Origin of the sequence: Flavobacterium sp. A45 (genome assembly GCF_002001005.1) — a bacterium.
GTDB lineage: Bacteria > Bacteroidota > Bacteroidia > Flavobacteriales > Flavobacteriaceae > Flavobacterium.
The window spans coordinates 16954-38799 of sequence record NZ_MUNX01000093.1 but is presented as its reverse complement, the minus strand read 5'-3'; the positions used below and the strand labels follow the sequence as shown (position 1 = coordinate 38799).

Annotated in this window: 17 protein-coding genes and 1 tRNA gene; 6 read left to right on the top strand and 12 right to left on the bottom strand. The window is 34.6% G+C overall.

Features of this window, described 5'->3' with window-relative positions:
- Positions 1-79 precede the first annotated feature (79 nt).
- Both B0E44_RS11800 and B0E44_RS11795 read right to left on the bottom strand, forming a co-directional pair.
- Complete coding sequence (locus tag B0E44_RS11800; protein ID WP_124019322.1) at positions 80-655, bottom strand: nucleotide exchange factor GrpE; 576 nt, start codon at positions 653-655, stop codon at positions 80-82.
- A 319-nt stretch (positions 656-974) separates the two neighbouring features.
- On the bottom strand, positions 975-1427 hold the full coding sequence (locus B0E44_RS11795; RefSeq protein ID WP_077375314.1) for a DUF4442 domain-containing protein: 453 nt from the start codon (positions 1425-1427) through the stop codon (positions 975-977).
- A gap of 460 nt (positions 1428-1887) precedes the next feature.
- On the opposite strand from B0E44_RS11795, the gene B0E44_RS11790 reads away from it, so the two are divergent.
- The 5 genes from B0E44_RS11790 to B0E44_RS11770 all read left to right on the top strand — a co-directional run bounded on the left by B0E44_RS11790 (position 1888) and on the right by B0E44_RS11770 (position 6198).
- Positions 1888-2343, top strand: a complete 456-nt coding sequence (locus B0E44_RS11790) for a DUF4870 domain-containing protein (RefSeq protein WP_077375148.1) — start codon at positions 1888-1890, stop codon at positions 2341-2343.
- Between the two features lie 134 nt (positions 2344-2477).
- Positions 2478-2810, top strand: a complete 333-nt coding sequence (locus B0E44_RS11785) for a PadR family transcriptional regulator (RefSeq protein WP_077375145.1) — start codon at positions 2478-2480, stop codon at positions 2808-2810.
- A gap of 2 nt (positions 2811-2812) precedes the next feature.
- The gene (locus B0E44_RS11780; protein ID WP_077375141.1) at positions 2813-4537 is read left to right on the top strand and encodes a PspC domain-containing protein; all 1725 of its coding nucleotides are present in this window, start codon (positions 2813-2815) and stop codon (positions 4535-4537) included.
- A gap of 2 nt (positions 4538-4539) precedes the next feature.
- Positions 4540-5280: a head GIN domain-containing protein gene (locus tag B0E44_RS11775; protein ID WP_077375138.1), complete on the top strand. Its 741-nt coding sequence runs from the start codon at positions 4540-4542 to the stop codon at positions 5278-5280.
- A gap of 84 nt (positions 5281-5364) precedes the next feature.
- Positions 5365-6198, top strand: a complete 834-nt coding sequence (locus B0E44_RS11770; protein WP_077375135.1) for a GIN domain-containing protein — start codon at positions 5365-5367, stop codon at positions 6196-6198.
- A gap of 98 nt (positions 6199-6296) precedes the next feature.
- Here the strand turns inward: B0E44_RS11770 and trxB are convergent, their stop codons facing one another.
- Positions 6297-7244: a thioredoxin-disulfide reductase gene (trxB, locus tag B0E44_RS11765; RefSeq protein ID WP_077375132.1), complete on the bottom strand. Its 948-nt coding sequence runs from the start codon at positions 7242-7244 to the stop codon at positions 6297-6299.
- Between the two features lie 149 nt (positions 7245-7393).
- Between trxB and B0E44_RS11760 the strand changes: the two genes are divergently transcribed.
- Positions 7394-7468, top strand: a tRNA-Pro gene (locus B0E44_RS11760).
- Between the two features lie 207 nt (positions 7469-7675).
- On the opposite strand, the gene B0E44_RS11755 is transcribed toward B0E44_RS11760, so the two are convergent.
- The 9 genes from B0E44_RS11755 to B0E44_RS11715 all read right to left on the bottom strand — a co-directional run bounded on the left by B0E44_RS11755 (position 7676) and on the right by B0E44_RS11715 (position 21839).
- Positions 7676-9175, bottom strand: coding sequence for an aminotransferase class V-fold PLP-dependent enzyme (locus B0E44_RS11755; RefSeq protein ID WP_077375129.1), 1500 nt, complete (start codon positions 9173-9175; stop codon positions 7676-7678).
- Positions 9176-9199: 24 nt separating this feature from the next.
- Positions 9200-11242 carry a thioredoxin family protein gene (locus tag B0E44_RS11750; RefSeq protein WP_077375126.1) on the bottom strand — a complete coding sequence of 681 codons (2043 nt, stop codon included), beginning with the start codon at positions 11240-11242 and terminating at the stop codon, positions 9200-9202.
- A gap of 147 nt (positions 11243-11389) precedes the next feature.
- Positions 11390-14209 (bottom strand): pitrilysin family protein, encoded by a 2820-nt coding sequence (locus tag B0E44_RS11745; protein WP_077375123.1) that lies wholly within the window; start codon positions 14207-14209, stop codon positions 11390-11392.
- Positions 14210-14219: 10 nt separating this feature from the next.
- Positions 14220-15608: a TlpA disulfide reductase family protein gene (locus B0E44_RS19035; protein WP_254423288.1), complete on the bottom strand. Its 1389-nt coding sequence runs from the start codon at positions 15606-15608 to the stop codon at positions 14220-14222.
- Between the two features lie 27 nt (positions 15609-15635).
- Complete coding sequence (locus tag B0E44_RS11735; RefSeq protein WP_077375120.1) at positions 15636-17111, bottom strand: retropepsin-like aspartic protease; 1476 nt, start codon at positions 17109-17111, stop codon at positions 15636-15638.
- A gap of 6 nt (positions 17112-17117) precedes the next feature.
- Complete coding sequence (locus tag B0E44_RS11730; RefSeq protein WP_077375117.1) at positions 17118-17990, bottom strand: thioredoxin family protein; 873 nt, start codon at positions 17988-17990, stop codon at positions 17118-17120.
- A 73-nt stretch (positions 17991-18063) separates the two neighbouring features.
- Positions 18064-19563, bottom strand: coding sequence for a PKD-like family lipoprotein (locus B0E44_RS11725; protein WP_077375113.1), 1500 nt, complete (start codon positions 19561-19563; stop codon positions 18064-18066).
- A gap of 35 nt (positions 19564-19598) precedes the next feature.
- Positions 19599-20378 (bottom strand): DUF4843 domain-containing protein, encoded by a 780-nt coding sequence (locus tag B0E44_RS11720; protein WP_077375110.1) that lies wholly within the window; start codon positions 20376-20378, stop codon positions 19599-19601.
- Positions 20379-20393: 15 nt separating this feature from the next.
- Positions 20394-21839, bottom strand: coding sequence for a RagB/SusD family nutrient uptake outer membrane protein (locus tag B0E44_RS11715; RefSeq protein WP_165688793.1), 1446 nt, complete (start codon positions 21837-21839; stop codon positions 20394-20396).
- Positions 21840-21846 lie beyond the last annotated feature (7 nt).

Below are 21846 nucleotides of genomic sequence, written 5' to 3'. Positions count from 1 at the left end.
TTAAAATAAATTCCAAATATTTGAATTATAAACTCCAATTGTTCAACACATTAGAATTTATGATTTGCAATTTGATTTTTTAGTTACCAATTACCACTTTTGGGAAACGAATAATTTTATCGCCTAGTTTGTACCCTTTTTCAAGAACATCTACAATTTTTCCTTTCATCTTGTCAGATGCTGCTGGAATTTGAGTAATTGCTTCGGCAAAATCAGCATCAAATGCATCACCCGCTTTAACATCAACTTGTTCTAATCCTTTGGCAACTAAAGTGCTTTTCAGTTTTTCGTGAATCAATTCTACACCTTTGGCAAGCAATTCATCTTCCGATTTACTGATTTCAATTATTGCTCTGTCAAAATCATCTAATACAGGCAACATAGCAAGCAATACTTCTTGATTGGCCGTTTTAAACAACTCGATTCTTTCTTTTGTAGTACGTCTTTTGTAATTTTCAAATTCAGCAAATAATCTCAAAAACTTATCTTTCTCTTTGGCTAAGTCTTGTGCTAATTGCTCTTCAACACTTAATTCTTCAATAATAAGTTGCTCACCATTTGCATTATTCTCTAATGTCACATCATCTATTTCTTGATCGAATTCTGTATTTTCTGTAGTCATATTACTTTTATTTTTAAAAAAATTCTTAAACATAATTTTATTCATAAGATTCGATTGCAAAAGTACTGCCAAAACTTCTAAAATGTCAAATTGTCATCTTTTTTTAAAAATTTTTTTTTCAAAGGAAAGAACAACTAATTTTTAAACAAAACTTTAATATAATTTTAAGACTATCACGTTATAGTTTTGTTTAATTTTGAGGCAGGTTTTTATTCGCTCCCCCAAGAATACAACTCTCAAGTATTGAAAGTAAGGTTGTTTTCTATAATAATTATTAATTCACTATTGCCTTATATCAAAAAAAGCTTCGTTTCTAGTTAACGAAGCTTTTTTTTATTTAAAAAATAGCAGCTTATTTTAGTCTGATACTCCATTCAAAATCCATTTCGGAAACCTGCAAGCCCTCTTCATTAGTCCCAATAGATTTCATCCAAAACGTTTGACCTTCCCCAGTAGCAATTGTATTTTGAATTGCCTCCTCTATTAAATGACCGTCTTGACACTTAAAAGTGATTCGGCCTGTAGCTTTTTTTGAAAAATTAGATTTATTATTAGCCACCAGCATCGAAATTTTCTTTCCGCTTTGTTGGATTTTATCAATTACCATCGCTCCTGTTGTCAACTCGGCAGCCATCGCCTGAACTGCAAAGTACATAGAATTAAAAGGATTTTGGTTAATCCATCGGTGCTTTACCGTGACCACACATTTATCTTTATCGATAGATTTCACCCGCACCCCGCATATAAATGCAGAAGGCAATTTAAAAAATACGAATCGATTTAATTTAGATGCTGTTAATTCCATGGGATACATTTTTTTGCTAAAATACAAAAAATACTATGCGTACATATAAAAATCCACAATTACTTTATTCTATCTCATTTCGGGTTTTCATAAAAAATGATTCTACTTTCAATTAAATGACAACTTTCACTAATACTGTCAGGCTATCCGCTACTTCGGTAGCTAGCTTCAAATGAAATTCACTGAACTCCTATGAAAATAACATATAGTGAAGTAATCCTTTATGCTTAATGCTATCAACGTCATAGAATAAATCAAAGCTATGTTTTTTGATTAATTAAGTATAATTTTCCTTCAAAATAATCGTTTTTTGTTAATATTATGTTAATATACACTACTATGCGATACAAGATACTCTCTTTTAGACATATATTTGTATAAGAAATTACTAGGTAAGTCATTTTATCAATTTCTGCCATCAATCATCAATCAAAAAACGTAATCAAAAAAATCAAAAAAAATGGAAACTTCAACCGAAAGAAACATTGCAGCATTTACACACTTGAGCACTTTTAGCCAATATATCATTCCGTTTGGGAATTATATATTTCCAATTATCCTTTGGACATCCAAAAAAGAACAATCAGAATTTGTGGATCACAATGGCAAACAGGCGTTAAATTTTCAATTGAGTATTTTAATTTACTCTTTGATACTCGCAATGATTGCTATACCAATATTTTTATATACCGTTTTAAAAAATATTTCATTCAATGATTTTGTCAATAATAATGATATCATTTTTGAAAACTTTGATTACGGCAACAGCATTGGAATTTTAACTGTTGGAGTTTTGGCACTTTTTGTATTAGCCTGTATAAAAATTGCTGAATTCTTTTTGGTCATTTATGCTTCAATCAAGGCCTCTAATGGGGAAGAATACAATTACCCTTTGACAATATCTTTTCTTAAATAAAAAAAGTGTTTGCAAGTTAAAACAACTTCTAAAACATCATTAAAAAAGCATAATATCATATAATTAATCATTCAATCATCAATCAAAAATGAACAGTATCATCAACAAATCTAATCAACTCAAATTAAAAAATTATGAACATTGAAAACACAAAAGCCCAGATGCGTAAAGGTGTTCTTGAGTTTTGTATCTTATCCGTTTTAAAAGAGAAAGACGCTTATACCTCAGAAATATTAGACACTTTGAAAAACGCTAAATTGTTGGTCGTGGAGGGAACCATTTATCCGCTCTTAACTCGATTAAAAAATGATGGATTACTCAATTATCGTTGGGAAGAATCCACATCGGGACCACCTAGAAAATATTATGGTTTGACCGAAATTGGACAAACCTTTTTGAGAGAACTTGATGGCACATGGACGGAATTGTCTGATGCCGTAAACTTAATAACCAACCAAAAACAATAGTCATGAACAAAACTGTAAATATAAATCTAGGCGGAATGTTCTTCAATATTGACGAAGATGCATACCAAAAATTGACTCGTTATTTTGACGCCATAAAACGATCGCTGTCAAAATCATCTGGACAAGAAGAAATTATCAAGGATATCGAAATGAGAGTTTCGGAATTATTGACAGAAAAACAAAAAACAGAGAAACATGTAATTACCCTTAGAGAAGTAGACGAAGTTATCGCCGTTATGGGGCAACCAGAAGATTACATTATCGAAGAGGATGGTCCAAATACTACTAACAGTAGAGATTATGCTGCACCTAGAACTACCAAAAAATTATACCGTGACAAAGAAAACGGAATGATAGGTGGTGTTGCAACAGGTTTGGGACATTATTTTGGAATTGATGCTGTCTGGTTAAAAATCATGTTCTTAATATTTGTTTTTGCGGGGTTTGGAACTGGAATTTTAGCTTATATTATCCTTTGGATCGTAACTCCAGAAGCGGTAACAACCTCTGAAAAACTGGAAATGACTGGAGAACCCGTTACAATTTCAAATATTGAAAAAAAAGTTCGTGAGGAATTTGAAAATGTTTCAGGGAAAATAAAAAATGCTGATTACGATAAATTTGGAAATCAAGTAAAAACAGGCGCCGAAAAAATAGGGAGCGGTTTAGGAGATTTTATTATGACAGTCTTCAAGATTTTCGCTAAGTTTTTGGGAGTAGTTTTAATAATGGGAGGCTTAACAGTACTGGTTTTACTATTCATTGGAGTATTCACATTAGGAACCAGTGTTTCAATGGATTTCCCTTGGCAAAGTTTTGTGGAAGCAGGTAATTTTACCGATTATCCAATCTGGTCTTTTGGTTTATTAATGTTCCTTGCTGTTGGTATTCCTTTCTTTTTTATGACATTATTAGGGTTTAAATTATTAGCCCCAAATATGAACTCTATAGGAAATATTGCAAAATACACGTTATTGGCACTTTGGCTAATAGCAGTTTCAATAGCAATCTCAATTGGTATAAAACAAGCCACTGCATATGCAGTAAACGGAAGAACGGTTCATAAAGAAACCATTAATCTAATACCAACGGATACACTTTTTATCAAATTCAAACACAATGATTATTTTGCTAAAAATGTAGATGACCGTAATGATTTCATGATTACAAAAGATTCTTTGAATAATGACATTATTTACTCTAATCAGGTGAGTTTTAGAATCGAAAAATCGGATGAAAAGTATGCTTATATTCAAATCGAAAAAGAAGCAAAAGGAAAATCATTGTCAGAAGCCAAAAAAAGATCGGAAGCCATTCGCTACGGATATAAAATCATCGGAAACCAATTAATTTTTGATAATTATTTAATCACTGATTTGAAAAATAAATTCCGCGATCAGGAAATTGAAATTACTTTATTCTTACTAGAAGGAACTATATTGAAACCAGACGATTCTATGAGAAATTATGATCGCACAGATGGTGATTTCTTTTCATGGAATTCTGATTCAAATACTGAAATTTTCAGAGTAGAGCAAGACAAAATAAAATGTATAAATTGTCCAGACGATGAAAGTGACAATAATAATGAAAACGATGACAACGAAACAAATGTAACCATTAACGAAAATGGGGTAACTGTAGAAAGTGATTCGGTTGTGAAAACCAAAAAGAATTTTAAGGAATTAAAAATCAATAAAGACGGTATAATCATTAAAACGGAATAGTCATGATAAAAGTCATCACATTAATCACAAAATTTATTGTCATCACTCTAATGGCACTGTTCTTTGGATCCTGTAATCAGATGGGAAACATTAATTCTATAACTGGAAGTGGTCACGTAACTACAGAAAAAAGGACGGTTACAGGCGATTTCAAAAATGTGGAAATAAACAATGCTTTAGACCTTGTTATCGAACAATCAGACAAAACAGAAATCATTGTAGAAGCCGATGATAATTTACAAAAAGAAATTACCACAAAAGTAGAAAATGGAGTACTGGTTATTTCTTGTAAATTTGGTAACTTCATCAATGTTTCTTCCAAAAAAATTACGGTAAAAATGCCCGTTATTGAAGGAATTGAAGCTTCATCAGCATCAACTGTTAATGCAAATACAACACTAAAAGGAAGCAACCTTAATTTGGCTTCATCAAGTGCAGCCTCCATTAACCTTACAACCGAATATGAAACTGTTCAATTGTCAACCAGTAGCGCAAGTAATCAAACCATCAAAGGTAAAGCGTTGCATGTAGAAGCAGAGGCTTCCAGCGGAAGTGTAATCAACACTACTGACTTACTGGCAAACGAAGTGGTAGCGAGTTCATCTAGTGGTGCATCGATAACAGTTCATCCTATTGTAAATCTAAAAGCAAAAGCTTCTAGTGGAGGAAACATTACCTACAATGGAACACCAAAATCGATTCAAAAAGAGGAAAATTCAGGAGGAAGTGTTCATCAAGAATAAGTAATTCAAACTTAAAAAATTCAAAAATCATCCACCAAAATGGGTGATTTTTTTATATTTGTATTTCAACCCAAATTGTATAAAATGAAATATTCATACTTAGTTGTATTTTTCTTACTTGCAACAACACTGACCATCGGTCAAAATAAAGAAAAAATAAAAGGCTCGAAAATAGTTATCGAAAAACCGAAAGAAATTGGAGAATTTACCGCATTGGAAATCGAAGACAACCTAACAGTTTTCTTGGAAAAAGGATCAAAAAATGAAATAAAAATTGATGCTGACGACAATCTTCACGACAATCTTTCCTTTGATATTAAAGAAAAGACACTTCGTATTTACACTTCTAAAGAAATCGTTAGCTTCAAAAAATTAGTTATAAAAATCACCTATACTAATGATTTGAAATCGGTTATTGCCAAAAATGCAACTATTATAAATGCCCTTGAAGCTGTAATGCTAGATGACATTACCTTTAGTTCATTGGATTTTGCCAAGCTATACTTGAACGTCAATTCAAAAAATTTCACACTACTAGCCGATGATAAATCTAAGATCGAATTGAATTTAAAAGCTGAAAAAGCAAAAATCCAATTAAGCAAAAATGCACAAGTCAAAGCTTTGATCACAACAACAGACCTTGCGTTTGATATGTACCAAAAAGCGACAGCAACAATAGAAGGAGATGCTACAAATGCAGTTATTCGACAAGACAATAATAGTGTATTTACAGGTTTTAATTTTACCATAAAAAATGCGGATGCAACTACAGAAGGCAGCGCAATATGCAATTTAATGGCCGATACCTCACTCATTGTTGATGCAGATAAAACATCCAAGATCTATTTGCTAGGTACTCCCAAAATAGAGGTACGAAAATTTCTGGGCGAAGCTCAATTGATAAAAAAAGCGAAGTAAATCCAAAGTTGGTTTTTCAGTTCCAGTTTTCAGATTACAGCACATAAAAAAAGTCCCAACTTAAAAAATTGGGACTTTTCATTTCATAAAGAAAAAAATTAATCTTTAGAAGCCAAATATCTTTCGGCATCAAGAGCAGCCATACAACCAGTACCTGCAGCCGTAATTGCCTGACGGTATACATGATCTGCCGCATCTCCCGCTACGAATACCCCATTTACATTAGTTTTTGAAGTTCCCGGTGTATTTATAATATAACCAGTCTCATCTAATGTTAAATAGTCTTTGAAAATTTCAGTATTCGGTTGGTGTCCAATAGCCACGAAGAAACCGGTAGCTGGAATATCAAACACATCCCCAGTAGTTTTATTTCTTGCTCTGACAGCAGTCACCACTTGCTCGTCTCCCAATACATCTACTGTATCGTGATTCATCAAGATGGTTATATTTTCTGTTTTGCGAACACGCTCTTCCATAATTTTAGAAGCTCTAAATTTTTCGCTACGTACTAACATGGTTACTTTAGAACATAATTTAGATAAATAATGAGCTTCTTCACAAGCTGAATCTCCTGCTCCTACTATAACAACTTCCTGATTTCTATAAAAGAATCCGTCACAAACCGCACAAGCCGAGACGCCGCCGCCCATTTTTAAATAATGTTGTTCCGAAGCAATATTTAAATATTTTGCTGAAGCACCAGTGGAAATAATTACAGTTTCACAATGCAACTCAATTTTATCATTGATCCAAACTTTGTGAATTTCTCCAGAGAAATCTACTTTGGTAGCCCATCCATCACGGATATCGGCACCAAAACGTTGTGCTTGGCTTTGAAGCTGAACCATCATTTCTGGACCTGTAACTCCATCTACATAACCAGGGAAATTTTCTACTTCATTAGTAGTAGTCAATTGACCACCTGGTTGCATCCCTTGGTATAAAACAGGATTCATGTTCGCTCTAGCAGCATATATGGCCGCAGTGTAACCCGCTGGGCCGGAACCTATAATAAGGCATTTTATTTTTTCTATTGTATCTGACATTTTTTTATTTTTTGAATTGCAAATGTAATCTTTATTCTAAAAAATCCACCCTCTAACAAATCCAAAAAACTGATGAAGAAATAAATTTTATTTATTTCTTCAAAACATTTTGAAAAGCAGAATTAAACACTATCTTTGCACTCGAATTACGGGGTGTAGCGTAGCTCGGTTATCGCGCCTGCTTTGGGAGCAGGAGGCCGCAGGTTCGAATCCTGCCACCCCGACTTAAAAAGGACAAAGTAGATTTACTTCTATTTTGTCCTTTTTTATTTCCATATAAATTTTTATCTATTAAGTTAATTCTCATTGATTCTATCGGTTCAAAACTCATTTTTTTAAATAGTGAAGTTCAATAAAAAAGAACCTACTTAATTATGAAGAAGTTAATAAGGTCATACTTGACACAACCTTATTAACTTTAATTGAATAAATTATACCAAACAAAACCATTTTTTCACATCTTCCTTAATAGTTTCATTAACTGTCTGACTTTCAAATTCATTTGTAGAACGATTATATTGATAATCTTTCTGCCATTCCTTACAATTATAAACTACTTTTTGAATAGCATTACAAATAAACAGCAATTCCTCATTTGTCATTGTGGGGTGTAAAGACAAACGTACCCAACCTGGCTTATTACTTAAATTTCCTTCTTGAATTTCATCAATAACTTTTTGAGATTCTAACTCCTCAATTCCAAATAAATGATGAGCATACGTACTGGCACATGACCATCCTCCACGAACCTGAATACCGAAACGATCGTTTAAAAGCCTAACTACTAAATTGTAATGAATTCCTTCTATACCAAATGACACACATCCAATTCGCTCCACTGCTGTGTCTCCCAAAACATATAAATCAGGAATCTTTTCAAATTCATGTAGACAAAGATTTACTAATTCTTTCTCTCTGCTTTTTATATTATCGATACCCATTTGAGATTTAAGTTCAAAACATAAAGCTGTTCGGATCACTTGCAAGAAACCCGGAGTTCCACCATCCTCTCTGATCTCTACTTTATCATTGTATTCATAACCTCCCCATGGATTCGTCCATTTTACATTTCCACCACCTGGATTATCCGGGAAATTGGCTTTATACAACTTTTCATTAAAAACTAAAACACCACAAGTTCCTGGACCTCCCAAAAATTTATGCGGAGAAAAGAAAATAGCATCCAACTGTTCTTCTGGATTCTCGGGATGCATATCAATTTTCACGTAAGGAGCTGAAGCTGCAAAGTCAACAAAGCAAAAACCGCCATGTTGATGCATGATTTTGGCTAATTCATAATAAGGCGTAATAATTCCCGTAACATTGGAACATGCCGTAAAAGAGCCTATTTTTAATGTTCGATTTGAATATTTTTCAAGCTCGTTGGATAGTACTTTTGGATCTACTAAATTGTTTTCATCTGCTGGCAAAATCACAACATCAGCAATCGTTTCATGCCAAGGGACTTGATTCGAATGATGCTCCATGTGCGTAATAAAAACTACTGGTCTTTCATCGTCATAAAGAAGTTTTAAATTATAAATATTATCCGCGACGCGCAGTCCGATAATGCGCTGTAACTTAGACAAAGCGGCTGTCATCCCAGTTCCTGTATTCACTAAAACATCCGATTCGTTAGCATTAACATGTTTTTTTATCAATTGCCTAGCATGTTGATACGCATAAGTAGATACTTTACCCGTTTCACTTGAAAACGAATGGGTATTGGCAATCATAGGTGCAATTTCGTGGCGCATAATATCTTCAATTGCAGCATACAATCTTCCACTGGCAATCCAATCGGCATAAATCATTTTTTGCTTTCCATAGCAGGATTCAAAACTGTGGTCAATACCAATAATATTTTCTCTAAATTTAGAAAAATGTTCTTCGAGTTCCGTTAAGCAGGTTTTATCAAGAGTTGCATTCATTATTATTTTTCTAAATAGAAATAACTAGTTTTTTGCTTTTTTAATTCCTTTTGTAAGCCAATCCAAATACTCTTTCACATCCGGATTATATGCAGAAGGTTCATTCAATAATTTACCGTCTGAATCTGCCAATACATAAAAAGGCTGTGCATTGGTTTTGTAGATAATGGTTTGAAACTCGCTCCATTTTTGACCGATATATTTAATTTTTCTTCCTGTTAATTTAGATACAATTTGCTCATTTTCAGGCAATTCTCTTTTATCATCAACATACAGGGAAATCAAAACCAAATCCCCTTTCAGAATTTTCAACACTTGTTCATCTGACCAAACGTTGTCTTCCATTTTTCGGCAATTTACACAGGCGTGTCCAGTAAAATCTATCATCACGGGTTTCCCAGCTTGTTTTGCATATGCCATACCTTGGTCATAATCCGTAAAAGCAACAATATTATGAGGACCAAACTCTGCTCCTTCCGGCAGATTTACCTTAGTCGCATTAGAACCAGAGCCTCCGCCAAAACCATTTGGTATTTCGCTATAATTTAATGGTGGCGGGAAACCGCTTATCATCTTTAACGGCGCCCCCCAAATTCCCGGAATCAGATAAATGGTAAACGATAAAACGATGATTCCAAGACTTAATCTTCCCACACTAATGTGCAACAAAGGACTGTCGTGCGGCAATTGTATTTTTCCGAATAAATAAAATGCCAATGTCCCAAAAATACCAATCCAAATTGCTAAAAAGGTTTCACGTTCCAGCCAATGCAATTGCAAAACTAAGTCGGCATTTGATAAAAACTTGAAGGCTAAAGCCAATTCTAAAAAGCCTAAAACCACTTTTACGGTATTCAGCCATCCGCCTGATTTTGGTAATGAATTTAACCATCCCGGAAAAGCAGCAAAAAGTGTAAAGGGTAAGGCTAATGCCAAAGAAAAACCAAACATTCCCACAAACGGGGCAATTCCTCCTCTTGAAGCAGCTTCAACTAATAACGTTCCAACAATAGGTCCGGTACACGAAAAGGAAACAATAGCCAAAGCTAAAGCCATAAACAATATGCCGATAATTCCTCCTTTGTCAGCTTGATTATCAACTTTATTCGCCAACGAATTGGGAAGCATAATCTCGAAAGCTCCCAAAAATGAAAATGCAAACACCAATAAGAGTATGAAGAATATAATGTTAAACCAAACATTGGTCGAAAGTGCATTAAGTGAATCGGCACCAAAAGCCCAAGTAACTACAGCTCCCAGAAAAATATAAATGGAAATGATAAAGATTCCGTAAAAAACGGCTTTTCTAATTCCATCCGATTTTGATTTACTTTGCTTAGTAAAAAAACTCACCGTCATAGGAATCATCGGAAAAACACAAGGCGTTAACAATGCCGCAAAACCTGAGAAGAAAGACAAGATAAAAATAGTCCACAAACTTTTGGAATCACTAATGTCTATGGATTTTACCGGCTCTGTTTTTGCAGGGACAATTTCTTTAGCGGGAGCAATAACAACAGCCTGAATACTCTCCACTTTCACATCTACTGAATCTGGCAGCACAATACCCGCTGGAGCTTTTCCGGCTATTTTCTTTGCTGCAATTACAGTTGCGGGGTTTACTTTAAACTCAAGTTCATCATAAGTGGGTGGCAGACAGTTTTCATCATTGCACACCATAAATTCGACTTCGGTTTTTATCTGAAAAGACTTTGTCCCGATTACTTTAATGCGCTGTTTAAACGTAGTTTCTTTTTCAAAAAACTTGATTGCCATCTTAAACACAGGATCATTAACCGTCTTGCCTTTTTCTTCTTTTACTGCACCAAGCAATTGGAAATCGGAACTTTTTGAAAAAGTGAAATGGGTTGGTATTGGTCCTCCATCAGAAACATTCTGACTATATAAATGCCAACCATTTTCTATGACAGCTGTAGCCTGCAATTCGAATTCGCTATCCGAAATCTTTACCACATCGGTTTTCCATTTCACTGGATTGTACACTTGTGCCTCTACAAATATTGTAAATAACAACAAAAGGATTACTGAAAATATAATTTTGTTCATATGATAAAATTTAAAAGAAAGAGGGCTGAATGGCAAACAAACAACCCCCTCATAATCCACTATAAAAACTAATTCGCTTACTAATTCAAAATAATAAATGATAGGGGAAAATAAATTGATGCTCTTTTATTAAAGTTTTTCTAAAACCTACAGTAGCGGTTTATATACCACTTCATAAGATTTGGCTTTGTTTAAAAAGGAATTGGCAAAATCCTGTATATCTTTTTCAGTAATTCCATTTACAATATTGACATAATTTTTAGGGTCGTCCATATTGTACTTATTTTTGAAATAGTTATAAGTCAATTCCATACTGTAACTATTAAAATCTTTACTGTCTTTTCTTGATTTTATGTAATTCGTTCTAGTTTTTTCCAAATCTTCGGCAACAATATCTCCTTTTTTAATCTTTTCAATTTCCTGATACACTATTGGCAGTAATTGTTCTACTTTATTGGCATCACAATCAAATGCAATGGAAAGGGAAGCTGTAGATTTTGGCAGTTTACTCAAACTGGAACTCACTTGAGCTCCATAAGTTCCCCCTTCTTTTTCTCGTAAGCTTTCAGTATATCTCAAAGTCAGGATATCACTTAAGAAAGAGGCAACTACTTTATTTTTTTGGGAAAAAGTAAACTCTTCAAGGTACTTGATTTTAACAGAACTCTTGGGCGTTTCCATTTTTATAAAAACATCTTTGTCAATTTTATTGGCAACCCAATCAACAGTGTTGTCTTTGAACTTTTCATTGCGTTTGATGCCTTGAATACTCGCAATATATTTCTCTAAAAGTGGTTTCAGCACATCAGGAGTTACATCGCCCACCACATAAAAATCGAAATTAGTTATATCGGCAAAACGCTCCAGATATACCGCTTTCATTTTATCGAAAGACAAATCATCAATATACTGCTGATCCATCATACGTATTTTAGGATTATTTTTTCCATAAATGGCAAAGGTCAAACTGTCTGCCATTTTAGAACGAATGTCTTTTTCTTTGTTTTTTAGTGAATTTTGCAATTTTTGTTTCAATAGCGCAAACATATCAGCATCAAATCTTGGCTGTACAAAACGCAAGTGAACCAATTGCATCATAGTTTCTATGTCCTTTACGTTGGCAGAACCCGAAACCGTTTCAGTTAAATTATCAATTTCTACAGATGCTCCAGCCGTTTTTCCTTTCATTACTTTTTCTAAATCCGTATTTGAAAGTGATCCCACGCCAGACATCATTGCCAAAGTAGTAGCACGACTTACTGAAGGGATATCTTTGGGTTCATATAAAGAAGCTCCGCCAAAACTTTCGGCTTTTAGTCTTACGTCTTTTTTGTTTTTATCCGCAAATTTATAATGCACTTTTACGCCATTACTTAATATATAAGTAGTGGCATCAATTGCTGTCGTTTTTTGCTCTGAAACAATTTTACCTTGTTTCAAAACCGTATCTCCCATCAGTGTTTTGGCTACAAAAGTGTCAACATAAGATTGCAAAGTAGTGTTAGTCTCTGCTTTGTCTATAATATCGAATGCCTGTTCCTGATTCAAATTAGTTTCGTTTTCGACACCTGTTACTGTAACTACACGGTTTTTTTCAATGTACAATTGATTAAGAAGTCTTTCAAGCTTTTTAGTATCCAGCTGTTTCAGGATGGCTTTTACCATTTCGAATTCTGCTTTCGGATCACCAATGATTTCGTGTTTCAAATAATCTTCTTTCACCATTGCAATCACGCTTTTATGTGAAATCTCATTCTCTTTCTCAAGATAGTTCTCGTAAGTTGAAATATTTTCGGCTACGGCTCTTTCTATTTCTCCTTTTGAGAACCCAAACTTGCAGGCACGTACCCATTCGTTCATTACGGCCGTAAAAGCAGCGGCTTGCTGGTTGGGTTTAGGCGAAACGCTTACGTATAAAATATCATTCAAACGGGTGTAATTCTGATAACTGATTTGGGCACTTTTAAAAGGACATTCCTGCTTTTGCGCCATTTCGGACAAACGGTTATTTACTAATGAAAAGGCGATGCGGCGTGGCGTAGCTTTTTCTAAATCTGCAAAAGTTCCTGTAGGTTTTTCGGCTGTATGACGAATCATATAAGTAATTCCCGAAGCTGCAATTTCTTTATCAAAAGCCAATTTAAAAGTTGGCACATCATTTTCCGGAATCGCAATTTCGAAACGTTTTTTAGGATTTAGAGGTGCAGGAATGTCAGCAAAAAGTTTTTTTATTTTTGCTTCAATTTCATCGGAATTCACGTCTCCAACAATTGCTATTGCCTGCAAATCTGGGCGGTACCAATCTTTATAGAAATCCTTCAAAACCTGATAATCGAAATTTTTGACAATATTCATATCTCCAATTGGGGAGCGTTGTGCATACAAAGAATTGTTATAATAAAATGGCGATAATTGATTGTAAATACGCTGTCCTGCATCTTGTCTAGTACGCCACTCTTCGGTAATAACACCGCGTTCGGCATCAATTTCGGCATTGGTCAAAGACAGAAAATTAGACCAATCGTGCAAAACCAATAAACAGGTATCCACGACACTTCCATCTTGTGAAGGAATGTTGTCTAAATTGTAAACGGTTTCATCGGTACTGGTATAAGCATTGATATTTTTGCCAAAAATAGCCCCCTGCTTTTGAAGGGTATTCAAAATCCCTTTTCCTTCAAAATGTTTGGTTCCGTTAAAAGCCATGTGTTCCAGGAAATGCGCCAGTCCTTTTTGCTGATCATTTTCGAGAATAGAGCCTACATTTTGAATGATATAATAACTCGCCGTATTTTTATTGACCGTCGTTGGGTAAATATAATACGTCATTCCGTTTGACAGAACGCCTTTTGTAACTTTTTGATTGACCGCAATTGGGTCATTTGACTTGAAATTTTGTGCATTCGAAAAGAAAATATTTCCAACTGCAAATAAAAAAACTAGAGCTGATTTGTGTTTTTTAAGCATTATCTCCTATTTATGACTTTAATAATTTATCCAACTGTACTCTCAATTCTGGATCTGAAGGGCGCAAAGCATCTGCATTGATGATGTTTCCTTTCATATCAAATAATAAAAATCTCGGAATTGAATTCACATCATAATTTTTGGCTACATCCGATTTGAAATCTTTATCAGCCATTATCTGAATGCCTTTCAGCTGTTCTTTTTTTACAAAATCTTTCCATTTTTGATTGTCTTTTGGCTTGTCTAATGAAAGACTGATGAAAACAATATTTTTTCCGTGATAATCTTCCTCTATTTTTTTCATGTGGGGAATTTCGGCTTTACAAGGTCCGCACCAAGTTGCCCACAAATCGATATACACGTATTTCCCTTTAAAATCCGAAAATGAAACCGGTTTATCGTTGATGTCTTTATAGGTGAATTCCAATCCTTTCTGACCTACATTTTTGTGCAGTACTTTTTCATAATCTAACAAAAAGGCTTTGCTGGCATCCGAGATTAAATAAGGTTTTATTTTCGGTGCCACTATTTCGTATTCTTCAATTTTCATACGTGAAGTTGCAATTGCATCACGCAAATAAACGTCTTTTATAGCCGGATCTGTAATATGGGTAATGGCTTCTGCCAAATCTAGACGCTTTACAACCGCACCGCTATTTACAGAAGTATAAAAGAAATAATTTGACATTAAAGAAACACCATTAGCCAATTTCAAAAGATCTGGATTGGTGAATTTCTGTTCTATTTCCCATTGTTTTATGACAACCGGACGGTCGTTTTTTTCTGGATGAACGCTCCTTGGCATTCTAAAAAACATATACGTCAAATCTTCAACATCAGTTTCGACAGCCAATTTTAATAACTTATTAAATTCAGAATCCGAGGTATTGATGCTTTTAGTGAAATTAGCTGCCTTTGCCAAACCTCCATCTAAAAATGGATAAAAATCCAGATACGATTTATTTCCACTAGTGCTGCAAAAAATGGCAAACTCGTCGTAAATCTCATTTGCTTTCTGAACCAAAGCATTCTGTCCAACGTTTTTTCCACCCAAAGAATAACTATTTGAAGTGATTTTAAGTTCTATGTCTAATTTTGGTTCTAAATACAAACGGATTAACTGCCTGTTTCTTCCTTTAAATTGTCCATAATCGACATAATAAAATCCGGGAGCAGTAATGGGAAGCATAAAACCAAATTCGCCCAAAGCATTCACTTTCGCGGTAGCAATTACTACAGCTTTACCTTCTTCGGCATTGTGGATAGTGATTTCTTTTACCTTAAATTCCGGAACTACAATTGTTCCTCTAATTATGGCATATTCAGAAATGCAAGAAGCATAACCAAATTGAGCCATAAAAAAGGTAATCAAAATGAGATAATAAGTGTGTTTTTTCATAATGTTTAATCTGTTTAAAGTGCTGTTTTAAAGTGAAATTCTCATTGATTGACCGGCTTGTTCAATAATTAAATCATTGCCTGCCGTATTTTCTTTTACTTTTTTGATATTCGCGGGATTGAGTAAATCCTTAGCTTCAAAATCATTAATTTGAATGACTTTGGCACCTGTTTTGACATTTTTCAATTCATCCTTTTTGGTATCCAAAACTCTGGTGACAATCAAATTGTTCTTTTCGTCAAAATCTAAATCCAATCCCGAAACATAAAAAGAGGAAAGTTTTGCAAAACTTTTATTGGGTTCTAAATACACCGTTTTGTGCAACAAATCAATCGTAAAATTGAAGCGCTTAATCAAATCAATTCCGAGAGAACCATCTGCAGAAGCCCAATTCTTGTTCTCCTCCTGATATTCCTGCAAAGCGATTGTCACATTTGGAAAATTGTTCCCGTTGATTCCCACATTTGGAATCGCACCGCATACAATTTGTGTCTGATGCCCCAAACTAAAATTGGTTGAAGTATATTCGGTTTTCAAACTGGCCTGTAAATTGTGCTTGTGATTAAAAGGTCCATAAGCAATCAAATCATAACTCGCTCCGGTATCTATGGCAAAATTCCCTTCTGCTTTTTTATTATCGGAAAAAGTTAAATTCATTTTTACAACCGGCAAACCTGTTTTATAATCGAAAACTAGCGGTTTTACTTTGCCTTCATAAACAAAATTCCCGAAATTATACAGATCGATCGTTTTGGTATCGAAGTTTACTTTCGTGATATAATTCCGCAACAAATTGGCACCAAATAGACCATCAAAAGCGCCGCTTTTTGGAAAAATAACCAAGCCTTGATTTTTTATGATTTGGTTGCCAATATAAATCGTGTTATCTGCCGAATATTGCACCTGCTGACTTCCGCCCACCACGGCTGCCGATTTATTATTGGTAACCACCACACCAGCCTTGTGAGCACTGTCCGGATTCAGAGCCATACCGTCGGCTCCGGTGTCAAAAAGCATAACAAACTCACGATCTGATTTGTTTAATTTTATTTTAATGGCAATTCCGTTCTCTAACATTTCAAATGGAATACTGGCTAGTTTTTTAACTTCGGCATTTCGATCTACTTTATATAAAGCATCAAAAAAAGTCACGTACAGTATTTTATTTTCCTTATTGAAAACTATTTCAGCGGGTCTCTTTTCTTTTCCTTTAAAGAAAAAATGTACCGCAACGCGTGTTTCTTTCTTCATTGCTGTAGATTTCCCAATCTGCATTGAATCCAATACAGGAAAAGCTTTAAAAATACCCGTCAAATAGAATTCGTTTGAAGAAGAATCTCCAACTCCTACAGTAAACTCTGGCGCTAAAAGCGTTTTAATTGCATTATAATCTTTCTGCTGAAAAGAAAGTTCAAAGGCTTTCAATGCTTTTGGAACACTACTTTTTTGAGCATTTATTATAAAGCTGATAAAGAGCATCGACAGTAACAATCCTTTTTTCATATTGCTTTATTTTTGTAAAGTGTACGGATTAGTTGAAGCTTTTGTCACTCCAAAATCCTTTAATAAAATACCTTCATATTTAATCCATTCGTCTGCTGTATATAATTCTTTTACATCCTCCAATATTTTTTTGAAAGAGGCCAAATCATTCTTTTTTTCATAATCTTTTCTCTTACGCTGCAGGATGTTAAAAACATGAATATTGACACTTGATTTTCCATAATCTTTCGACAGTGCAATTACATTTTTTAAAAAGAAATCATCGTATTCCCTGCCAACTCTCAATCCTGTAATAATAACAAACGGAACTTCGGATAATAGTGAAGGCTGTGATTTTAAATAAGTGTCTATAACATCAAATTGTACATTTCTTTTATTGTCCAAATAGGCTTGTCTGTAAAATTCTGGGTAATCTTCTTCTTGAATTTGGGTACTGTATTTTTTCAGCAATCCTTTTTGGGCATCTTCTTTAGACTTTTGCAACAGCGCTACAAATTGCTCAACTGAATGAAAACCTATAGAAATATCTATAATTTTTCCATCAGAATTCATCAACAAAAATGTTGGAAAACCGGTTACTCCATATTTCATGCTTAATTTTTTCCCGATTTCCTCTTTCAGGATATCCGATTTGAATGTGATAAAATCAGTCTCTAAAAGTGACGCCACTTTTGGATCCGGAAATACTTCTTTGTCCATTTGGGCACAGGGTGCACAGCCAGTAAAATACAAATCAACCAAAATTAATTTCTGCTCGGCAACAGCTTGTTTTTTCGCCAATTCCCAGCTGTCATCTGCTGATTTTTCTTGTGCGGTTAAGGCAAAAGAAGTCCCGGCAAGCAGCAGAAATGCACTTGCAATTTTAAAAATAAGTCTCATAAAATGTGATTTTTTTTATAAGCCGAATGAATTTTAAGTTTTCATTCGGCTTTTAAATTTAAATGGTTTTTAATTATCTCAGTCGGTAAGCGACATCCACAATTTTACATAAACCTGTATAAGTATTGTCTAAAATTAAATTTCCATTAACCGGAGGAACCGTAAATAATTCTAATTTCCCAGCTGTGCCATTGTAACTTCCAACAATTAACTTTTTGGCAAAAGTCTTTGATTTGGAATTAAAGTCTATGTAGGTAATTTGTTCCGTTCCTTTATCAAGCATTAATTTTGCCGATTGGGTTCCATTGTCATATTCATATAATTTTCCACCCACTGCATAAAACAAATATCCAGAATCTGGGCTAACAGCAAATTTAGTAGCTTTATCAATATCCGGTGCGTTAAGTATTTCTTTATAATAGGTTTGAGTCAAAGCCTTATTAAACCGCAGCAAATGGAATTTACCCGTAGAAATATTTTTTAATACCGCAAAATTTTCATTCGCATTAAAAGCTGATGTAGTCATATAAACCAAGTCACAATTAGTATTATTCCAATCCAATACTGTAGCAGAACCTACAACAGGTGGCATTATAGAACAAACATTTTTGGAAGCATTATAACGTAAAAAACGACGAGCTTCTTTATCATAAAAAATCGGTGATCCTAATGTACCCGCATTTTCAGCAATGAAAGGTGCTGCATAAAAGTTTTTGGTTTCTGTATCCACCTTATTCTGAGGCAACCCGTATTTTATCTGGTTCGTTCTGTAATAGAAGTAGATATTCCCTTTAGAGTAAATAAAATTCTCACCACTAGTAGGAGATTTCATAAAATCAACACCAAAATTGGTATCGAAAGCACCACCAACAGTCTCATAAGCAATATTTTGAGATTGTGTCCAGCCAAAAGAGTTTTCGTCGATTCTTGAAGTCCCCGATTCTGAAGCGGTTACATAAATACCGTACATCAATGGAGAAGTTACTGGAGTATTAAAGCATTCAACATCCACAGCTTTCCCACTCAATTTTAATGTAGAACCTGCTGTATCCAAAACATCGTTTATAATACGCGGAGTAGCAACACCCGGAATAATTGAAACCATATCCAATCGTGCTTTACCATCCACATCTCCTATCACTAGCCAGCCTTCATAAATCGATGAAACCACATTTAGCACGAAACTCGGTTGTTGCCAAGTAACTCCCGTAACTAAATCTTTAACCGAATAGTAAACATTGTATTTTGCAGGCGGTAACTTTACTACTGCATCAAAATCTTTTGTAGTAGCTATAACGGTAGGCTTAATAGTCACAATCGTTTGCAAAAGGGGATTTAATGCCACCCACTCATAGGCATAACGATTTGGATTACTGCCGTCATCCAGCGTAGGGTTTAAACTAGGAGTTATTTTAAAATTTTCTCCTGTATAAACCGTATAGCTTGCTTCTATACCTGTTGCTTTAATCTCGTTTATAGCATTATAAGTATAGTTACCTTCATCGTTACTGCAGCTCCAACATGTAAAAAGGAGTGCCAGCAAAGCACATAGTGTTTTTATCTTTTTTAACATCGTCTTATCTTTTTAAATTTAAATAAATTGTTTTTTTAAGGAAAGAACATTTCAGTTATGCCGTCCGCTTCATAAATCGTGTTTCCGGAAGCCTTTTGATCGGCTAAATAGCGTTTCATAAAGGCCTGATAATACATCGCTTCTGGAATTGTCAATCCGGGAGCTCCCAGTTTCTGATTAAACATTGAAGGAGACAGATGCATTAAATCACACATTAAAAAGAATTTCTTTGCAGTAAAAACACCATAATTAGAAACACTCCAACCAGTAGGCTGACTTAATTTGTCATCAAATGTTAATTTAAATCGGATGAAACTCATCGTTTTTTGGGTCAGAACATTAGTTACTTTAGTTTTCATCTTGGTGGTGAATGACTCATTCTCTTCAAGATTTAGAACCAAAGTGAATGCATTGCTTTTCATATCCGGAGTTCTGGAAACAGTTACCGCTATAGTATCTACCTGCTTTCCTGCACGCATAACAATATTTTCCGGTAAAGTAAAGTGAGTTCCCTGTACAGCTGTACTAGTGGGATCTACAGTGACTTTTATCTTTCTGTCAGCTGTGCTTAACTTTCCTTGTACCCTTACAGGAATAAGATAAACTCTTTTGGTAACAACTGTGTTATCAAAACCGAAACTAAATCCGGTACTATCAGTCAATATATTAGCTCCATTTAAAACAACATTCGGATATACTGCAGGAGAAAAATAAATATTATCGGTGTCTGTATACGTTTCTATTTTATCTTCAGTACAGGATGTAAAACCCATAAGAGACAAAAAAACAATACTTAAAATCAATATCTTATTCATATTTTATATATTAAATTATTGAAAATTAATTTCGGAGTCCGGCAATGGCACGACATATTGAAGTGCTCCCATAGTAACATTTCCTGATGCGGCCGAACCATTAGGAATTGCAGTTGTTCCATTTCTTTTATAATAAAAAAACAACTGACCTTCTCCAATAAACTCTTTTCTGTATTCTTTGGTAACTTCAGTTGCAACTACTGCTGTAACTGCCAGATTTGCCAATCCTCTATTAAAACGCAACGTATTCAAAAACGCAATGCCGTCTGCAGGAACTGTGGCTGTCTCCGCTGCAATAAGATACATTTCCGAAAGTTTAAACATCGGAATCTGCAAACGAAATTTTTTGGTTTTATCAGTAACATCTTCGTATTTATAGAAGGTTTTTTGTGTTTTACCTCCCACAATCGGAATTTTCCAGCTTGGTAAACTTCTGTAATCATTGTCGTTGGATTCGAAAACAGCTGTTAACCTACTTAAAAGAGGAGAATAAATATCAAAATCTGATAAAGACGCATCAAATAAAGCTTCTTGCTTTTTATATAAAGTAAAATCACTAATTGCAAAGAAATTCTCTGAAGAAAAAGTACGGTCCGGATTAGCTGCATTTGTAGCTTCTAAAAAAGGAGTCCAAGGGAAAAAAGTGGTTGTCTTGGTAAATGCAATCACTTCATTTGCAGCAACAGATGCGCCAGCTTTATCTCCTGAATACAAAAGAACACGTGCTTTTAAACACTTTACCGCCAAATAATTCATTCTAAGCCCTCTATTTGACGAATAATAGGGAATGGCATCAAATGCAGTTGAAGCGGCATCTTTACCAACAGTAAGTACTGGGTCATTCGCTAAAAGAGACAAAGCCAAATCCAAATCGGCAAGCACCTTGGTTATTACTTCATTTGCCGGCAAAATAGGATTGTTTGTTGTTACAGGCGCATCATAATATGGTACTGCTGGGTCAGAAGGAGTTGTTTTATAAATTGGTCCAAACAAACGCAGCATATCAAAATGAAGCATGGCACGAATGGCAATGGCTTCTCCTTTTAGGAGATTGGCTTTTTCAGCCGAAATAACATTTTTATGCTCCTCTATACTTTCCAAAAATTTGTTGGAAGACAAAATGGTGGTATAGGCTTTTTCCCAAATAGATGAAAAGGTAGCTTTAGGTACATTTTCAGCATAGGCATAAGTAGCCATTTTATTTTTATTATGAGATCCCCCCATGTTGTACTGCTGTCCTAAAATTTCCACCGCATCCATAGAAAGCTGCTGGCCGTAAAGACTGTTAGAAGCCAATTGAATATAAAGCCCATTGTGTACATTTTGAATACCCGCCTCGGTACTGTACGTTTGAGATTCCAAAATTTTATCTTGAGGTACTACATCAAGATAATCACTACAACTGCTTGCGCTAACCAATACAAGGATAACCGCTGTAATTTTGTATATATACTTGTTCATAATTACT

What these genes read in the sequence shown, in the direction of transcription:
- B0E44_RS11800 (WP_124019322.1), bottom strand. Translation starts at nt 655, where the DNA reads ATGTTTAAGAATTTTTTTAAAAATAAAAGTAATATGACTACAGAAAAT.
- B0E44_RS11795 (WP_077375314.1), bottom strand. Translation starts at nt 1,427, where the DNA reads ATGGAATTAACAGCATCTAAATTAAATCGATTCGTATTTTTTAAATTG.
- B0E44_RS11790 (WP_077375148.1), top strand. Translation starts at nt 1,888, where the DNA reads ATGGAAACTTCAACCGAAAGAAACATTGCAGCATTTACACACTTGAGC.
- B0E44_RS11785 (WP_077375145.1), top strand. Translation starts at nt 2,478, where the DNA reads ATGAACATTGAAAACACAAAAGCCCAGATGCGTAAAGGTGTTCTTGAG.
- B0E44_RS11780 (WP_077375141.1), top strand. Translation starts at nt 2,813, where the DNA reads ATGAACAAAACTGTAAATATAAATCTAGGCGGAATGTTCTTCAATATT.
- B0E44_RS11775 (WP_077375138.1), top strand. Translation starts at nt 4,540, where the DNA reads ATGATAAAAGTCATCACATTAATCACAAAATTTATTGTCATCACTCTA.
- B0E44_RS11770 (WP_077375135.1), top strand. Translation starts at nt 5,365, where the DNA reads ATGAAATATTCATACTTAGTTGTATTTTTCTTACTTGCAACAACACTG.
- trxB (WP_077375132.1), bottom strand. Translation starts at nt 7,244, where the DNA reads ATGTCAGATACAATAGAAAAAATAAAATGCCTTATTATAGGTTCCGGC.
- B0E44_RS11755 (WP_077375129.1), bottom strand. Translation starts at nt 9,175, where the DNA reads ATGAATGCAACTCTTGATAAAACCTGCTTAACGGAACTCGAAGAACAT.
- B0E44_RS11750 (WP_077375126.1), bottom strand. Translation starts at nt 11,242, where the DNA reads ATGAACAAAATTATATTTTCAGTAATCCTTTTGTTGTTATTTACAATA.
- B0E44_RS11745 (WP_077375123.1), bottom strand. Translation starts at nt 14,209, where the DNA reads ATGCTTAAAAAACACAAATCAGCTCTAGTTTTTTTATTTGCAGTTGGA.
- B0E44_RS19035 (WP_254423288.1), bottom strand. Translation starts at nt 15,608, where the DNA reads ATGAAAAAACACACTTATTATCTCATTTTGATTACCTTTTTTATGGCT.
- B0E44_RS11735 (WP_077375120.1), bottom strand. Translation starts at nt 17,111, where the DNA reads ATGAAAAAAGGATTGTTACTGTCGATGCTCTTTATCAGCTTTATAATA.
- B0E44_RS11730 (WP_077375117.1), bottom strand. Translation starts at nt 17,990, where the DNA reads ATGAGACTTATTTTTAAAATTGCAAGTGCATTTCTGCTGCTTGCCGGG.
- B0E44_RS11725 (WP_077375113.1), bottom strand. Translation starts at nt 19,563, where the DNA reads ATGTTAAAAAAGATAAAAACACTATGTGCTTTGCTGGCACTCCTTTTT.
- B0E44_RS11720 (WP_077375110.1), bottom strand. Translation starts at nt 20,378, where the DNA reads ATGAATAAGATATTGATTTTAAGTATTGTTTTTTTGTCTCTTATGGGT.
- B0E44_RS11715 (WP_165688793.1), bottom strand. Translation starts at nt 21,839, where the DNA reads ATGAACAAGTATATATACAAAATTACAGCGGTTATCCTTGTATTGGTT.